Annotated in this window: 16 protein-coding genes; 8 read left to right on the forward strand and 8 right to left on the reverse strand. The window is 46.6% G+C overall.

Annotated features, from left to right (window positions below; genetic code table 11):
* The first annotated feature begins 81 nt into the window (after nucleotides 1-81).
* From hemC to AELLOGFF_RS17720, 6 genes are all read left to right on the forward strand, one after another.
* Nucleotides 82-1,029, forward strand: coding sequence for a hydroxymethylbilane synthase (gene hemC, locus AELLOGFF_RS17695; RefSeq protein ID WP_159270332.1), 948 nt, complete (start codon nucleotides 82-84; stop codon nucleotides 1,027-1,029).
* Nucleotides 1,010-1,801: a uroporphyrinogen-III synthase gene (locus AELLOGFF_RS17700; RefSeq protein ID WP_159270333.1), complete on the forward strand. Its 792-nt coding sequence runs from the start codon at nucleotides 1,010-1,012 to the stop codon at nucleotides 1,799-1,801. The genes hemC and AELLOGFF_RS17700 overlap by 20 nt, the downstream gene beginning before the upstream one ends.
* A gap of 26 nt (nucleotides 1,802-1,827) precedes the next feature.
* Nucleotides 1,828-2,973: a uroporphyrinogen-III C-methyltransferase gene (locus tag AELLOGFF_RS17705; protein ID WP_159270334.1), complete on the forward strand. Its 1,146-nt coding sequence runs from the start codon at nucleotides 1,828-1,830 to the stop codon at nucleotides 2,971-2,973.
* The gene (locus tag AELLOGFF_RS17710; RefSeq protein WP_159270335.1) at nucleotides 2,970-4,187 is read left to right on the forward strand and encodes a heme biosynthesis protein HemY; all 1,218 of its coding nucleotides are present in this window, start codon (nucleotides 2,970-2,972) and stop codon (nucleotides 4,185-4,187) included. The genes AELLOGFF_RS17705 and AELLOGFF_RS17710 overlap by 4 nt, the downstream gene beginning before the upstream one ends.
* A 61-nt stretch (nucleotides 4,188-4,248) precedes the next feature.
* A complete protein-coding gene (locus AELLOGFF_RS17715) occupies nucleotides 4,249-4,554 on the forward strand; it encodes a tetratricopeptide repeat protein (protein WP_200842773.1) in 306 nt (101 codons plus the stop codon).
* Between the two features lie 317 nt (nucleotides 4,555-4,871).
* Complete coding sequence (locus AELLOGFF_RS17720; RefSeq protein WP_159270336.1) at nucleotides 4,872-6,317, forward strand: coniferyl aldehyde dehydrogenase; 1,446 nt, start codon at nucleotides 4,872-4,874, stop codon at nucleotides 6,315-6,317.
* A gap of 201 nt (nucleotides 6,318-6,518) precedes the next feature.
* Here the strand turns inward: AELLOGFF_RS17720 and AELLOGFF_RS17725 are convergent, their stop codons facing one another.
* Nucleotides 6,519-6,995: a hypothetical protein gene (locus AELLOGFF_RS17725; protein WP_159270337.1), complete on the reverse strand. Its 477-nt coding sequence runs from the start codon at nucleotides 6,993-6,995 to the stop codon at nucleotides 6,519-6,521.
* Nucleotides 6,996-7,665: 670 nt separating this feature from the next.
* Between AELLOGFF_RS17725 and AELLOGFF_RS17730 the strand changes: the two genes are divergently transcribed.
* Nucleotides 7,666-8,703, forward strand: a complete 1,038-nt coding sequence (locus AELLOGFF_RS17730; protein WP_159270338.1) for an MDR family NADP-dependent oxidoreductase — start codon at nucleotides 7,666-7,668, stop codon at nucleotides 8,701-8,703.
* Nucleotides 8,704-8,847: 144 nt separating this feature from the next.
* On the opposite strand, the gene AELLOGFF_RS17735 is transcribed toward AELLOGFF_RS17730, so the two are convergent.
* The 7 genes from AELLOGFF_RS17735 to AELLOGFF_RS17765 all read right to left on the reverse strand — a co-directional run bounded on the left by AELLOGFF_RS17735 (nucleotide 8,848) and on the right by AELLOGFF_RS17765 (nucleotide 14,999).
* Entirely contained in the window at nucleotides 8,848-9,192 is a 345-nt protein-coding gene (locus AELLOGFF_RS17735; protein WP_159270339.1) for a zinc ribbon domain-containing protein YjdM, read from the reverse strand.
* A gap of 19 nt (nucleotides 9,193-9,211) precedes the next feature.
* Nucleotides 9,212-9,442 carry a hypothetical protein gene (locus tag AELLOGFF_RS17740; protein ID WP_159270340.1) on the reverse strand — a complete coding sequence of 77 codons (231 nt, stop codon included), beginning with the start codon at nucleotides 9,440-9,442 and terminating at the stop codon, nucleotides 9,212-9,214.
* Nucleotides 9,439-11,172, reverse strand: a complete 1,734-nt coding sequence (gene dauA / locus AELLOGFF_RS17745; RefSeq protein ID WP_159270341.1) for a C4-dicarboxylic acid transporter DauA — start codon at nucleotides 11,170-11,172, stop codon at nucleotides 9,439-9,441. The genes AELLOGFF_RS17740 and dauA overlap by 4 nt, the downstream gene beginning before the upstream one ends.
* Before the next feature lie 377 nt (nucleotides 11,173-11,549).
* The gene (locus AELLOGFF_RS17750) at nucleotides 11,550-11,735 is read right to left on the reverse strand and encodes a ribbon-helix-helix protein, CopG family (RefSeq protein ID WP_159270342.1); all 186 of its coding nucleotides are present in this window, start codon (nucleotides 11,733-11,735) and stop codon (nucleotides 11,550-11,552) included.
* Nucleotides 11,736-11,943: 208 nt separating this feature from the next.
* Nucleotides 11,944-12,501, reverse strand: coding sequence for an RNA polymerase sigma factor (locus AELLOGFF_RS17755; protein WP_159270343.1), 558 nt, complete (start codon nucleotides 12,499-12,501; stop codon nucleotides 11,944-11,946).
* Nucleotides 12,488-13,237, reverse strand: a complete 750-nt coding sequence (locus AELLOGFF_RS17760; RefSeq protein WP_159270344.1) for a hypothetical protein — start codon at nucleotides 13,235-13,237, stop codon at nucleotides 12,488-12,490. Before AELLOGFF_RS17760 ends, AELLOGFF_RS17755 begins: the two co-directional genes overlap by 14 nt.
* The gene (locus AELLOGFF_RS17765) at nucleotides 13,230-14,999 is read right to left on the reverse strand and encodes a vWA domain-containing protein (RefSeq protein WP_159270345.1); all 1,770 of its coding nucleotides are present in this window, start codon (nucleotides 14,997-14,999) and stop codon (nucleotides 13,230-13,232) included. Before AELLOGFF_RS17765 ends, AELLOGFF_RS17760 begins: the two co-directional genes overlap by 8 nt.
* A gap of 448 nt (nucleotides 15,000-15,447) precedes the next feature.
* On the opposite strand from AELLOGFF_RS17765, the gene AELLOGFF_RS17770 reads away from it, so the two are divergent.
* A partial coding sequence (locus AELLOGFF_RS17770; RefSeq protein ID WP_235036467.1) for an ISL3 family transposase occupies nucleotides 15,448-16,342 on the forward strand: 895 nt, incomplete at its 3' end.

A 16,342-nucleotide genomic window follows, 5' to 3' on the forward strand; every position in this document is an offset into this window, starting at 1 on the left:
GTAAAGTAATGGTTTTCGGTTTTTTCAGCGCCATCGCTGGCGTATGATAGTGGCCCCTCATCGAGTTTTACGGAAATATTCATGTCCGACAATGTCATTCGCATCGCTACCCGCGAAAGTTTATTAGCCCTTTGGCAGGCTGAATTTATCAAAGCCGAGCTGCAAGCGGCACACCCCGGTTTAGAGGTGGAGCTACTCGGGATGACTACCCGGGGGGATCAATTATTAGATTCTCCACTCTCTAAAATAGGCGGCAAAGCGCTGTTTGTGAAAGAGCTTGAGCAGGCGCTTCTTGATGGCCGTGCGGATATTGCCGTTCACTCTATGAAAGATGTGCCAATGGCCTTTCCTGAAGGTCTGGGCTTGGCCATTATCTGCGAGCGTGAAGATCCCCGCGATGCCTTTGTAAGTAATCACTTTGCTTCGGTTGAAGAATTGCCGCAGGGGGCGAGGGTGGGGACGTCTAGTTTGCGCCGCGAATGTCAGTTGCGCTCCCAGCGTCCAGACCTAAAAATATCCAGCCTGCGAGGAAATGTGCAGACTCGCTTACGCAAATTAGATGAGGGTGAGTTTGACGCTATTATTCTTGCTGCAGCAGGTTTGATTCGTTTGAAGTTGGAAGACAGAATCGCATCATTGATGTCGGTTGAAACTAGCTTGCCAGCATGTGGGCAGGGAGCTGTAGGCGTTGAGACCCGTATTGCCGATGAGCGAGTGAATGCCTTGTTACAGCCTCTGCATCACAGCGTAACGGCAGAGCAGGTTATGGCCGAGCGCGCCATGAACGCTCGTCTAGAAGGTGGTTGTCAGGTGCCTATTGCCGGGTATGCGATTGCAGATCCTAAAAACCCTGATCAGCTTTGGTTGCGCGCTTTGGTGGGCGAGCCCAGTGGAAAGACCATACTTGCCGCTGAGCAGTGTGGCCCTAGAGAGCAAGCCGAAGCGCTAGGTATTGCGGTGGCTGACTCTCTTCTGGCGCAGGGTGCGGGCGCTATTTTGCAGGCAGTATATGGCGATAGCAAAGCTTAGTGACCTAAGAGTCTTAGTCACGCGGCCAGAAGATCGCAGTGCAGACTTTGCTGCCGCGTTAAGGGCTGCTGGGGCAGAGGTTGTTTTGCAGCCGCTGCTAAATATTGCGCCTTTGACTGCAGCAGAGCACGGTGCGGCAATGCAAAAAAGTCACAGTATTCTGCTGAATCTTGATGAATACCAGCGGCTTATTTTTATCAGTGTTAATGCTGTGCAGTTTGGTGTGGAGCAGATAGAGCAATACTGGCCACAGTGGCCGGTGGGTATCGAGGTCTATGCCATTGGTGCGGCGACAGCAGCGGCATTAGCAGATCGAGATGTCACGGTGCATCAGCGCGCTTTGGCAATGAATAGTGAAAGTTTACTCAGCTGTAGCGGGCTGCAAAATGTTGCGAAGTCTAAAATATTGATTGTTCGCGGTGTGGGTGGCAGAGAATATTTGGCTGAAGAGCTAAAGAAACGCGGAGCTTTGGTCGATTATGTTGAATGCTACCAGCGTTGCAAACCAAGTATCGATGGCGAGCAGTTGCGAGAGGTGGTGTCAGCTAGGCGCGTAAATATGGTCGCGCTGAATAGCGGTGAAACCCTTAGCTATTTTACTGAGTTAATGGGCGAGGAGGCTTTTAGCTATCCAATTTTAGTGCCTGGGGCTCGAGTTGAGGAGCTAGCGAGAGCACAGGGGTATTGTTCTATCGTGCAGGCAGAAAATGCCGGTACGGAGGCAAGCATTACTGCGTTGGAGTGCTATGCTAATAACAATACACCGATATAACATTAAGTAGATGTTGAGAGAACATAATGAGCGGCGAAAAACCGGAAGATAATAAAGAGATTACAAAGGTAGAGGAGCAGGAGCCTGCGGTTGTTAGTGTTTCTGAACCGCCCTCCAGTAAAAAGACTGCAGAAAAACCATCAAGCAAACCAGCGGACAAACCAAAGAAAAGCAGTAATGTGCTGGGCTTGCTGGCCTTGTTAATTGCCATTGTGGCATTGCTTGTGGTGGGCTGGATGTATCAGCAAGACCAGCTGAATGCAGCGCAAACCCAAAATTTGAGTAAGAGTGTTACGGCAGAATTACGCTCCCTAACGGCATCACAGGCAGAATTCAATGCCTTAATAAGTGCTCAGCGTGAAGCCTTAGCGCAGCTGCGAAGTGATAGCAGTGCTCGATTAGATGCGCTGAGCCGTCGGAGTCAGGGCTTGGAGGTTACGGTACAGTCTCTGGCCACAGTGGATCGTAGAGATTGGTTGTTAGCTGAAGCCGAGTATCTTTTAAGGCTGGCCAATCAACGCGCTCAGTTAAGTCGTGATCCTCGCTCAGCGGCGCGTTTATTGAGCAGTGCCGATGAGATTTTACGTGATCTTGATGATGCCGCTTTGCATCCGGTACGTGCTGAATTGGCAAAAGAAATTGGCGCTTTGCAGCGTAGCGCAGAACTTGATGTAGAGGGAAACTATTTAGCGTTGCAGGCCTTGGCGCTTGAGGCAGAGAAACTCAAGATCTATAAAGCGCCGAGTTATGAGCCTGTGGTTGTAGAGCAAGAGCAATCTGGTTGGCAGCAACGTTTAGAGGGCGGTATCACCGCCGCGTGGGAAAAATTACGCAGTTATATTCGCATTCGTCATCACGAGCAAAATTTCCGTGCACAACTCGCCCCAGAACAAGAGGCGGCGTTGCGTGCAAGTTTGCAGCTGATGTTTGAACAAGCGCAATTAGCCCTGCTTGCTAACCGACCCGCACTCTATCAGCGAGCGCTGGAAAAATCGGCGGCGTGGCTGAATCGCTATTATCAACTAGATGAGCATCGCGACGCATTGTTAGAGCAAATTACAACGTTGGCCGCGGTACCTGTGGGTACAGAGATAGCGGATATTTCTGCTTCGATGGCAAGTTTAAAAGAATACATAAAAAGTAACCGCTGGCAGAAAGAGGCGCGCCAATGAAAATATTCATTGCGATCCTTTTAACCTTGGTGGTGGCGGCAGGATTAGCGGCAGCCATTCAATATGATCCTGGCTATATTCTTATTGCCTATGGGCAGACCACGGTTGAAATGACGATCTGGGTGGGATTGGCGGTGTTGGCCATCGTTATTATCCTCTTCTTTATCGTGTTTATAAGTTTACGCCGTGGCGCCAAGGTGTCGGACAATATAGGTAGTTTTTGGAGTAATCGCCGAGCCCGCCGCGGACGGAGTCACACAACATTGGGCATGATTGCCTTTATTGAGGGTAATTGGGAGCGCTCAAGGAGGCTGCTGACCGATGCGCTTAAAGGGAGTGACGCACCTTTAATCAATTATTTATTGGCAGCGCGCGCTAGCCATGCTTTGGGAGATACTGCGTCTAGCCGTCGTTACTTGGGGCTAGCTGAAGAAACCAGTGCTAAGGCGAGTATCGCTGTCGCGCTGACCCAGGCGGAAATGCAAGTCGACAACGGTCGTCTTGAAGAAGCATTAGCAACATTAACGCGGGCTCGTCGCAATGCGCAACGGCACCCCTCAGTACTGATTTTATTGAAGAAAGTGTATTTAGGGCTAAGTGACTGGAGTTCTTTACTCGAGTTGCTGCCCGATTTACGTAAGCACAATATTTTGCCAGCAGAGAAAATTGATTCTTTAGAACGCCAGTCATTAATGGGTCAATTGGAACAAGCCGCGTCGCAAACCGATGTGGCTGCGGTTCAGCAGTGGTGGAAACAAGTGCCTAAGCTGTGGCAAAAAGACACGGATTTAGTATTAAGCTATGCACGCTCACTCAGTGCTATTGGTGAAGATGCCGAGGCTGAGAAAGTAATACGCCAAGCGTTAAAGCAGAATTGGTCATCTGAGCTGGTATTGTTCTATGGTCGTGTTGCAGGTTCAGACTTAACACGTCAGCTTAGTACCGCCGAGGCCTGGCAGAAAGAGCATGGCGCTGACCCCGCATTGCTATTCAGTTTGGGGCGCTTATCGTTGCGTAATGAGCTGTGGGAAAAAGCGAAAAATTATTTTGAGCAGTCCTATCGTTTAGCGCCTTCGGCGGAGCTAGGTTTTGAGCTGGGCCGATTGCTGAGTAATATGGGCGCGTTGGCAGAGTCAGAGCAGTACACCCAGCAGGCTTTGGAATTACAAGGGCAGTCATTGCCGTCTTTACCACAGCCGCGATTAGCGCAGTAATTGAAGTAGACGTGAATTTTTGATGATGGCCTTAAGTGGGTCATCTTTCAAGGAAGGGTATGTGAATATTGAAGGTCTAGAAAAAATGCTGGCCAAAGGCAATGACAGCGCAATGCTGCGTTTTGGCTTGGCAAAGGCGTATTTTGATTCACAGCCAGAGCTAGCTGTTGAGCATCTGCGTGAATGTGTCGCTTTAGACCCAGATTACTCTGCTGCGTGGAATTTACTGGGCAAGGCCTATGTGCAGACAGGGGATAAGGTGAGCGCCGAGTCGGTGTGGTCCACCGGCCTGGATGTCGCAATTCGTAAGGGTGACAAGCAGACGGAAAAAGAAATTACGGTGTTTTTAAAAAAATTACAAAAGTAAGTCCTCTGTTTTCACCTTATCTTTAGCAGTTTTACGCCCTCTTACAGCAGTTTTTATTGTCAATGTGCGACATTCACTGTTTTTACTTTGTTTCGTAGATGAACTTCCATAGTATTGAATGCGAGCGCATTTTCCCGTTTAGACGCAAATGGCATTACTTTCGCTATTTTCGGTAACAAATTGATGTAAGAAGGGGCAAATGTGCGCGGCAATACCTGATGTAATGCGCAAAAAAGTTCATCGAAATGCAGTTTGCGACTTTGGTATGTTAAGCGGATTTTAATAGAACATAATAATCTGAATGGGAGTGCAGTGACATGAATAGCAGTGTAGATATTCCAGAAAATATTGGCCAATCATCCATATTGCGGACCGCATTTGATGCCCAGCGAGAGGCTTATCTTGCCGCGCCAGTGCCTGATTTTGCTCAGCGTAAGCAAGACTTGCTTGCCTTAAAAAGAATGATTAACGAAAACCGCGAGGCGATTGTTACCGCAATTTCTGAGGATTATGGCAATCGCTCGCGACACGAAAGTTTGTTTGCCGAAATCATCACCGTAACGGATGGTATTAATAGTACCATTAAAAAGATGAAAGGCTGGATGAAGGTTCAGCGCCGTCACGTGGATCAGATGATGTTTCCCGGTGGTAAAAACCGTGTGATACCTCAGCCTCTTGGTGTTGTCGGACTCATTATTCCGTGGAATTTCCCCATTAATTTAAGTATGAGCCAAATTACAGCGGCTTTTGCAGCGGGTAACCGCGCAATGGTGAAAATGTCGGAGAATTCCATTGCACTTACCCGCTTATTGATTTCTATTGCGCCTAAATATTTTCCACCTGAAAAACTGGTTTTCTTCGAAGAGACTGGACAGGTCGGCATTGAATTTTCGACCTTGCCCTTCGATTTACTGGTGTTCACTGGCTCTGGTCAAACAGGCCGCTCAGTAATGGCCGCAGCAGCTAAAAACTTAACCCCCGTTGTGTTGGAGTTGGGCGGGAAGGCGCCAGCTATTGTCGACCCAGATTACTCATTAGAAAAAGCCGTAGACCGTATTCTATTTGTTAAACAATTTAATGCGGGCCAGATTTGTACCAACGTCGATTATGTTTTTGTTCATCAAAGTAAAATCGAAGAGTTTGTTAGTGCGGCCCAAGCTTGGGTGAAAAAACATTGTCCAGATATTAACAGCCCTGATTACACCTCTATTATTGATAATCGATCTTTGCAGCGTCTTGAAAACACCTTGGAAGATGCGCGTAGTAAAGGTGCGCGGGTTATCAATTTACATGGTGATCAAACTAGCGATCCTGTGACACGTAAGATGCCGCTGCATTTGATTTTAGATACTTCGGCAGAAATGAACATTCGCTGCCGTGAAACATTTGGGCCTCTGTTGCTGGTGCTTGGCTATGACCAGCCTGAAGAGGTAATCGATTATGTAAATGCCAATGATAGACCATTGGCGGTGTACCCCTTTACCAATAAGCGCGCCTTACAAGATTTGTATATTGAGCGAATCATGTCTGGTGGTGTTACGGTAAATGATGCGTTGTTCCATGTTGCCCAGCACGACATTCCTTTTGGGGGTGTGGGTCCCAGTGGTATGGGTCATTATCATGGTTACGAAGGCTTTGTAACGTTCTCAAAACTGCGGCCAGTATTTTACCAAGCCTCGTTTTCAGCCATGAAGTTCCTGCGCCCGCCTTATGGCCAATTTGCGACGAAGTTTTATGACTTCCTGGTGAAATTTAAAAGCTAAGTGATTTAGTGTATTGGTTCACGGCGTTGAGCGGCTGTTCGACGCTGTTGTGTTTGAGTGCTGCTATTCATTGGCATTCTGTGCTTACCTAAACACAGCTTAGCCGTCATGCTTTGGTGACATAATAAACCACCCCTATGAGGAAATAGAATGAGCTTCCTCATAGGGGTGGTTTAGTAATAAAAATAATTAATTTCTAGTTTAAAGAACTGACCCTAACATGGGTGTAACAGTATTAAGCAAGCCAGTTGCTACTGGTAATAACCCTCCGGTAATGTCTGATACAATGGGTATCTCCCCGTTGCCTAATAGGCCTATAGATCCTGTTAGTGTTTCTAAGCCAGGTAATACTGTGTCTACAGTGCCGAACACAACAGGTACTACCGGTTCTACAACACCGCCAACCAGTCCAGTAACGACAGGAACGACGCCACCGACAAGTTGAGTGCTTGTTAAACGCTCTACTAACGGGAGTGTATTATCCACAAGACCAAGGGCAAGAGGAACAACGGGTTCTAGAACACCGCTTGTGAGCCCCGTGACGGCAGGCAGGAGCCCGCCAACAAGGCCGCTATCCAAGCTAAGTGCGTTCCCCAATAAACCAGCAACGGCATTGTCAGAATGTGCGCTGGTGTTAAATGATAATATTAAAATAAATGCAAAAATCTTAGTTTTCATCTCAAAAATCTCCATTTGGTTTTTCACTATGACACAAAGCATAAAATGCTTATCTGTTGTTTCGCAATATTGATGCCACTCGGTTAATAATATTTATATAGCTCGGTTATCGTGATTTATAATGAGATATTGATCACAAAATGCGCTTAAACATTCATTTTATATGCATAATTACTAATGTTGTTTTATTGTTTTATGCCTATAAAAACAGGGTTTTGCTAGATTTTGGGGCGATATAAGCAAGGTTTTGTCAAAGGGGTGCAATACTATAGTGAGTTACTTAACTCGCTGGGATACATAAATAAAAAGATGGGAATTAGGCTTCTAACACTCATTTTAGTTGCTCTGTGTTTTAGCTATGACACATAGGTGGTTTTTTGAATAATAATTTTTTCGTCATTGTTGTCGTGCTGTTAGAAGTATTAGAGGAGGGTGTTAAATAGAAGTTTTATCAATGAGAACCATGAAAACCACTGCCGATTTATGTATAGGGGTTTACTTTTCTGCTGCATCTGGCTGCTTTACAGAATTAGTCAGTCCACTTTTTAGGGGGCTGCTGCGGCGTGATCATGGGTTCAAATAGGCGGGTGTACAGGTTTTAGCTTGAGAGCCTGTTTTTGATTACAATCTGCGCTGCAATAATAATACGTAACTTGAAGGTAAATGTTTTATGGCTCTTCCTAGTGAATCTCACGCGTGGGTTATTGACCACTACTTAGATAACAAGCTTGATGGCTCAGAGCTGCGATGGCAGTCGCGGTCTTTATCAGCGCTAGCGTCAGGACAGGTATTAATCAAGACTTGCCTGCTTTCGCTCGATGCATCAAACCTACTTTGGCTCAGTGAAAAAGAAGATTATCTTCCGCAGCTACAAATTGGAGATGTTATGCGGGGCAATGTGATTGCTCGTGTAGAGGCTTCGATGCACCCGGGCTTTTCAGAGGGAGACTATATTCTTAGCCTTCAAAGTTGGGCTGACTATATGGTGGTAGATGGCGATAGCTTATTAGGGGATGGCATCACGGTTAAATTCACGCCTCACCCAGAAATACCTTTAGATGCTTATGTTGGCACTTTGGGAATTACCGGTTGGTCTGCTTATATTGGCATGATGGAAATAGGCAGATTGACGGCAGATGATTGCGTACTAGTTAGTGGCGCGGCTGGGGCTACAGGCATTATGGCGGCGCAAATTGCCAAAGCGGCTGGGGCAAAGGTGTTTGGTTTGGCCGGTGGAAGTGATAAATGTGAGTTTTTGACAAAAGTGATTAACTTAGATGGGGCTATTGATTATAAGGCGAGCTCTGATTTACAGCAGACAATATCAGAATTGATACCGGAGGGTGTTGATGTCTTTTTTGATAATGTGGGTGGCGAAATTCTTGATGCGGTATTGCCAAATATGGTGATTAACGGCCGCATTGTGGCGTCAGGTAGTGTGTCGCAATACGGAAAGTCCAACGCGTATGGCATCAAAAATCTACCTCTAGTCACTACCCGCCGGTTGCGAATGGAGGGGTTTTTAATATTGGATTATCTTCACCAGATAACGGGGGTACTCTCCACAATGGAGCGCTGGCTGCTCGAAGGTAAGTTAATGAATAAGAATCATATTCTTGAAGGGTTGGAGCGTGCGCCTGAGGCGCTTCAAACATTAATGAACGGTGGTAATGTTGGGAAGTTAGCAATCTACCTAGCTGATCATTAAATTTATTGACGGGCATTAATTCGTGATTTTGTTTCGGTGCCTAAAAGCTGGCAAGCGCAAATAAACAAGCAGAATCTCGTGAAGCTGCTTGTTTATTTGCTGTAGTCAAAATAATGCTGAAAAATGCGATTTACGATGATGTGTCTAGTCGTTGGCTTTCTTAACGAACTCAGATTTAAGCATCATTGGGCCTATACCTTTAATGTTGCAGTCAATATTGTGGTCTCCTTCCACTAAGCGGCCAATTTTTACTTTGGTGCCGATTTTGGCCGTAGTAGAGGTGCCTTTAATTTTAAGGTCTTTTATCAAAGTTACATTGTCGCCCTCGGCTAATAGATTGCCGTTGGCATCTTTAATGATAAGGGCATCCTCATCTTGTGACTCTTCTGATGGGTTCCACTCATAGCCACACTCTGGGCAAGCGAGTAGGGCTTGAACTTCGTATACATAGCTCGATTCACATTTTGGGCAGGGCGGTAAGCTACTCATTATTTATTTCCTTTAAGTGTCATAAAAAAACAGTGAAATCATTTAAGCCGAGAGACTTAATAAGTGGGGCTAAGGCATTAAGGTCTTTATGGGTAATGGGCTTGTCTTCATTATCTGCAAAAACATAGGCCTTGTTGTCTTTGTCGTGCAGCATAACAAACCATTGATCTATATTCCCGGGGCTGACCCTTACCTGGGCTTCTTTCCACGCGCCAGCCTTTCCGAGTGCAATGGCATTATCGAGTTTCATTGTGCTGTGGTCTCCATCAGCGCATTGTCTATTGCCTCATCTAAGGTAGCAAAGGACATTGATAACGGATTGCGTGTGTCTTTTTGTGTTTTCGCAAGGGTTTTTAAGGGCTGGAATTGCCAGCTAGCAAAACGCACCTTGGTATTGTTTTTCTCACATTGACTTAGTAATAGTTTGATTGCGGAAAGACCCCCAGCATCTAAATATGCGCTGTATTTCATGTAGATTATTAGCTCGTCTATATCTTCTATTTGTTGGCTTATTTCGCCAACAATACGGTCTGCTGCCGCAAAAAATAACGGCCCTCGAATTTTCAAAACTTTAACGTTACTGTCTAAGTTTTTATTAATAAAATTTGAACCCGTGGTGATATCGACAACATCGGTAAGTGAGGCGATTTCCTTCATAAACAGGAGTGAGGCCAATACAATACCGACACTAATAGCGATGACCATATCGAAAAATACGGTTAATGAGAGGCAGGTGAGTAATACCAAAATGTCACCGAGTGGGGCTGTTTTAATGAGACTTATGGACTTGCCCGCTTCACTCATATTCCACGCAACCACCATTAGCATGGCTGCCATAGCAGGCATTGGGATATAGGCCAATGCAGAAGAGAGAACAAGTAAGCCAAGCAATACCACCAAGGCGTGAACAATGGCGGCAATAGGCGACACCGCGCCAACTTTAAAATTGGTGGCTGATCGTGCTATGGCCGCTGTGGCAGTGACGCCACCAAAAAATGGAGTAAGGATATTTCCTATCCCTTGTCCCAGTAGCTCACTATTAGCGCTATGGCGCTTACCTGACATGCCATCAAGAACGACGGCACAAAGCAGCGATTCGATGGCGCCAAGCATTGCAATGGCAAATGCCGCAGGCAGTAATTCAGATATTAAACTTAAAGATAGCGTTAGTGTTTGGCCGTCAGGTCCAGGTCTGTTCCAAGGCCATTCTAAAGTGGGTAAGTAGGGTGGAATGCCAGGGGCAGAAGAGCCATCGGGAAGCAAATAATGAAAGCGGGAGCCAATAGTATCTATTTCTGCGCCTAGGGAGTTCAGTAAAACACCCAACAAACACGAGAATATGAGTGCAGGCAGGTGTGGTGGAACCGGTGTGCGAAGTCGTGGCCAAAGCATCATTATGGCCAGTGTGAAGATTGCAAGCGCACTGCTAGCCATATCAATTTGGGAGAAATGGCCAGCAATACTACTGAGCTTGCCTAGGAAGTGTTCGGGCATGTCATGGATTTGCAACCCCGTAAAGTCGGTGATCTGTAAAACCGCAATGACAATGGCAATACCGCCGGTGAAGCCTAGCGTAACTGATTCTGGGATGTACTCAATAAACCTGCCGAGCTTGGCGTATGCCATGACAATAAGAATACCGCCGGCCATAAGAGAGGCGAGTAATAAGCCCGCTAGGCCGTACTTTGCTGCCAATGGATGTAGGATGACGACAAATGCTGCTGTTGGCCCTGATATGCTGAAGCGGCTACCGCCTGTTAACGCGATCATTGCGCCAGCAATAAACGCGGTGTAAAGACCATATTGCGGTGCGACACCACTCGCTATTGCCAGCGCCATTGCCAAAGGAATAGCAATGATGCCTACGGTCATACCGGCAATCACGTCTTTCAACAGGTGCTCGCGCTTATAGCCGTCAGTCAGCGCCTCGCGAAGTGCAAAACCCATTTTTAATGAAAAGAGATGTGCGCGGTGAGTCAAGTTGAATCCTCCTCTTTTAGAGATTGAGGGTCATCCATGGCAATTAGATGTAAATGTAATGAGCTTCATTAATTAACTACTTTGGGCTAATGAGTTTGTATCTTCATTACTGAGTATGATAATTACATTATAATAATATTATCATTTAACCCTATTGTAAGTCACATTTAGATTTCGCTAGGCACAAAAGCGCGCGGTGCTATTTAGTCGTGAGGTGTTAATGGTCAGTAGTCGAAGGTGCCGCGCTAGCTGCACGGTGTTAATTGGGGAGAGGTTTACAGGTATGTCACAGTATTAAGCGTTGACGCAAAATCAGCGGTATAGGATGTGAAGCAAGCGAGGAGTAGGTGGCTTAACAGGTGAATTGCATTGTGCTGCTAACTTTCTTTTTTGCTTACGGTAGCTTGGGTGTTATAGCTTGCACCATGCTCAGCTAAATAACCGCGAATGAGCTGGCGAACAACCTGGGACGGAGTGAGGTCTTGTGCGGCGCAAAGCTCTTCAAGTGCGGCCTTTTTGGCTGGGTCAATCAATACCGTTAATCGTGCTGTTTTAGATTCCAAAATGCTCTCCATTATCATTCAGTTATAACTTAATGATAATTCATCGCTAGGGGATGATCCACCATATTACGGCATACCGCTTTTATCTTTCTGTCTTTCCAAGCTTATAGAGAGGCTCGTGATTTTGTTGTCTTTTGTGTGAGTGAGTGTACAGACGTATTTTTGGGTACGTGTTAGCCCAAAGATCGATACCGGCATAAATAGAAATTCAGCTTGTGAGGCAATCTTGAATGTAGCGGTTGAGTTTGATTTTACATTGGCGCATAAATTCTCTGGTGGCACCGTATGAACGACCTAAAATGTCTGCCACAGCGCTTAGCTCAAGATGGTCATCCATAACTAGTGATAAGGCAAAAGTACTCTCAGGTTCGGTACGGGTAAATTGGTGCATTTGGCCCTCTATACAGGCTTTCAATCGAGCTTCATCAATATCAGCAGAGCTAAAGGCAAGGTTGTCGTCAAATTCAGATAATGCAACCTTCGGCGTGCTTCTTTGTTTATCGGTGAGCATTGAGCGGGTTACGGCCCATAGCCACCCTCGACCCTTGCCGCAGGGAGTAAAACTGGAAGAGCGGCGTATCAAGGCAATAAAGATTTCATGCATTAAATCTTCGGCTTCGCTGTCTTTAATCCCGCGAATAGTAAGGTAGAGCTGTATCTTTGCCGAAAATTCCAGATATAGCTTAGCGACGGCCGCTTTGCGATTTGGCCCAGCAGATTGCATTGCCACAATGAGTGCATCAACCTCGACGTTACTCAGGGCCATGGTTAACCTCGATGCGGACGTCAATTATTTCATCTATCGGCCACGGTTTATCAGCTTGGTCTTTGGGTAGCAGCTCAATCCACGCAAGCTGGGCTTGAGGCGTGCTAATGAGCAGCGTCCATTGATTGCTGTTGTCTGTTGGTTTTAGCCGTAGGTTATTTATTTTTGCTGATTTAATGGCATTCCACTGGTCGGTGGTGAGTGACAGTGAACGGCTTATTTGGTTAAGTGCGTTGCTTTGAGTGGCGTCAGCATTTTTCTTTGTTAGTGCTTCGCTTTGTATCAGAGACGATTTTTTTTGTGCTAGTGCCGCAGGGGGCGGCGCGGCAGAAAATTGGTGGCTGGGTGCAGGTGCTTGCCTTTCGTAGGCCAAGGGGGCATAACTATCGGCTGTCGAGGCGACATCTTTCTCGGTCAGTTCATAGCTGGATTCTAGCGGAGCCCGATTTGGAGGTTTAAATGCCCCTTGATCAATGGCGAGAGTTAATCCTAAAAGAACAGCAGCGGCGAGCCCATAGCGTGGCAGGTGGCTCTTAAAGCGGTTTTGAGTGCGGTACAAACCCTCACTTTCAAGTCGTTGATGCAGTCTTTGTAGTGCCAACTCGTCTGGTGCCGTTTCTTTGGCGGCAGCGTTTAAGCCTGAGCGCACGCTTTCAAAAACAAGCCGCTCTGTATCGTTATCCGATAAAGAGGGCTTGTTCAGTTTGGCAAGCCAATTGTCGATATCTTCACTCATGTGCTACCCATGTCGTGTTAAGGCGCTCTAGTAGCTGTACAAACTCTTTGCGCTTATCGTCCTCTGTTGTGCGCAAAATAGCCTTTGCTCTTAAAAGTGCATTGGCTAGGCTTGATGTGCCTTTATATTCTGAGTCAGACATGACCAAGCTAAATTCCGCAGCTGCGGCGGCCCACTGTAAGTCAGTAGAAGCGGTGTTAATGGGCTTTGCTTGGGTATTCAAAATATGGTCGAATTCGACACTTTTGTTTTCGTCTGGTTGTTTGTATCTCACTTTAACATAGCCTAGCTCCATTGCTTCGGTACCAGTGGTATGGCTCGCAGGGTAGCGGCGTGCAATATCTGGGGTGGGGCCATTACCTGTGGGAATGATCTCGTACAAGGCCACAACCGAATGGCCGGCCCCAATTTCACCGGAGTCCTTTTTGTCATCGCGGAAGTCTTCGGCATGCATTACCCGAGATTCATAGCCAAGTAATCGATACTGCGCTACAGCGGCGGGGTTAAATTCTACCTGTACCTTCACATCCTTAGCTGCAATATGCAGTGTCCGTTTTAGCTCAGTTTCAAAAAGACGTTTTGCCTCTGCATCTGAATCTAAATAATGGGCAATACCATTGCCGGCTTCAGATAAAACCTGCATTTTTGCGTCTTGGTAGTTCCCTGTTCCCATGCCAATAACCGATAAAAATACGCCGCTCTCACGTTGTTGTTCTATCATAGATTTTAGCTCGCCATCGCTACTTGGACCCACATTAAAATCACCGTCGGTTGCCAAAATGACAAGGTTAGAGGCATTTTTGTCGAACTGTTGTCTTGCGACATCATAAGCTAATTGAATACCGGCACCACCGGCAGTAGAACCGCCTGCTCTTAGCTTGTTCAATGCATTAAAAATTACATCGCGCTGGGCAACGGCGGTGGGTTGTAAGACTAAGCCGGCGCTTCCCGCGTAGGTCACAATGGCCACTTGGTCATCTGGGTTTAAGTTAGAAAGTAAAACTTTAAAACTGCGAATTAACAGTGGTAATTTATTTGGGCTGTTCATTGAGCCTGAGGTATCAAGCAGAAAAGTAAGTCGGGTGCCTTGAGTGCTAGTTTCTGTGTTATCAACGGCTTTAACCCCGATCATCGCTAAGCGATGGTTTGGGTTCCATGGCGCGGCGGCATAATCAGACATTACTGCAATGGGATGTTTGCTTGTTGGTGAGGGAAAACCATAATCAAAATAATTAACGACTTCTTCCAAGCGCACACTTGCTGGTATGGGGCGATGCCCCTGATTGATCTGGCGGCGAATATTGGCGTAGCTTGAAGAATCCACTTCTAGGCCAAAAGTGGATAAGGGTGATAAAGCGACAGACATAAAGCGGTTATCGTTTCTTGCAGCATAACCCTCTCTGCTTAATGGGAGGGGCATAGCTCTATCGTGCATCGAAGGCGATGCTGCATAAAGAGCCCTCTCCGCCATTGGCTTGCTTTTGACAGCTAGGCCAATGGGGGCGATATTATCGGTTACCTGCTCGTAGCCCTGTTGGCCTGTTTTAGTTTGGTTTTTTGAAAGGGCGGGTTGACCTAATTCTTTTTTACCAGGCGGCACATTTTGATCAAAATCATTAATGGCGTGCTTGCCGTAATCAATAGAGTTTGAAGTCGCTTCCTTGATAGGGGTTGAAGGGGGGGCGCGCTGATCAGTAATGAAATAGGCGGTGGCTAACACGATAACGAGAAGCGTGGTTATTTTAGTGAAGGATGTTTTCATGGCTTTACTCTCTCTAAACGACATAATGGATACAGAGAGGTAAACGAGTGTGAGGACGAAATGTCAGGGGCCGCGTTAAAATTTATTTTGAAAAGTAATACAGCTTTCTTTGTGGGTGGGATAATTTACGGACTGTCTGCGTTTGGAGGCTAAAATTGCCCCCAAGTAAGCGGCAGGTCAGTTGTTACACGCAGCTCAGAACATCGAGTGTACAAATTTGGGTACAGTGCAGCGAGAACCGCAGGCTCCTCATCATTAAGGGGGGACACAGGCATTCATTAAACTGATGTTGCGAAGACCAGTTTAATGGAGAACACCGATGTCCCACGCAGGAAGAATTATAGGCATACCTGGCCTTGAGATTGAACGGGTAATCCGTAGAAGAGGAATCCAAGTTTGGGCAAAGCCTGTTTACAGGCCACTTTGCAAGCATTGTCAGAGCAAGAGTTTGCGTATTAAAGCGACCCATTTAAGAACGGTGAAACACACCCGTCAGGGCAATCAAGTAATGACCTTGCATTTGCGGGTGCCCAAGTACCATTGCCAAGTCTGTAGGCGCTATTTTCGCCATTCCTTTACTGGCATTCGGCCTCGTTTCCGTGCTTCTGAGGCATACCGGTTAGAAGTCTTCGAAGCGCACGATGGTGGCGTAACCCAGCGTAAGTTATCGCGGACTCATCAGGTCAGCCCAGCGACCGTAGAGCGCTGGTATCAGTTCCACATCAGGCAAAAGAGATCCGAGGGTGACCGACGCTACTGCCCTCGAGTGCTCGGTATTGATGAGCATTTCTTTACCCGTAAAAAGGGCTATGCCACCACCTTTACAGACCTGAAGCATCACAAGGTCTTCGATGTGAAGTTGGGACGCTCTGAACCGAGCTTACGCCGCTATTTAAAGGGGCTTGAGGGGCGAGATCGTGTTCAAGTAATGGTGATGGATCTGTCAGAAACCTATCGCAGTATTGCACGTCGCTACTTCCCCAGCGCCACCATCGTGGCAGACCGGTTTCATGTGGTGAGGCTGATTAACCAGCACTTTCTAAAAGTCTGGCAACAGCACGATCCAGAAGGCAGAAAGAACCGAGGTTTGATCAGCCTTATGCGTCGGCATCAGTGGAATTTAAGTGATGAACAGCATGCTAATCTCATGAACTATCTGGCGACTTACCCAGTACTACAGGCGCTGTATGTGGCCAAACAACGGCTCATCCGATTTGTACTACTTAAGACACTGGCAAGGAAAAGAGCGAAAGCTAAATTGCCGGCGTTTATGGCCTTGATTGAAGAGCTAGGGGCCAGCCCGCTACATAGCTTAGCTAGAACATTGCGATCATGGTTACAGC

Source organism: Zhongshania aliphaticivorans (genome assembly GCF_902705875.1).
Taxonomy (GTDB): domain Bacteria; phylum Pseudomonadota; class Gammaproteobacteria; order Pseudomonadales; family Spongiibacteraceae; genus Spongiibacter; species Spongiibacter aliphaticivorans_A.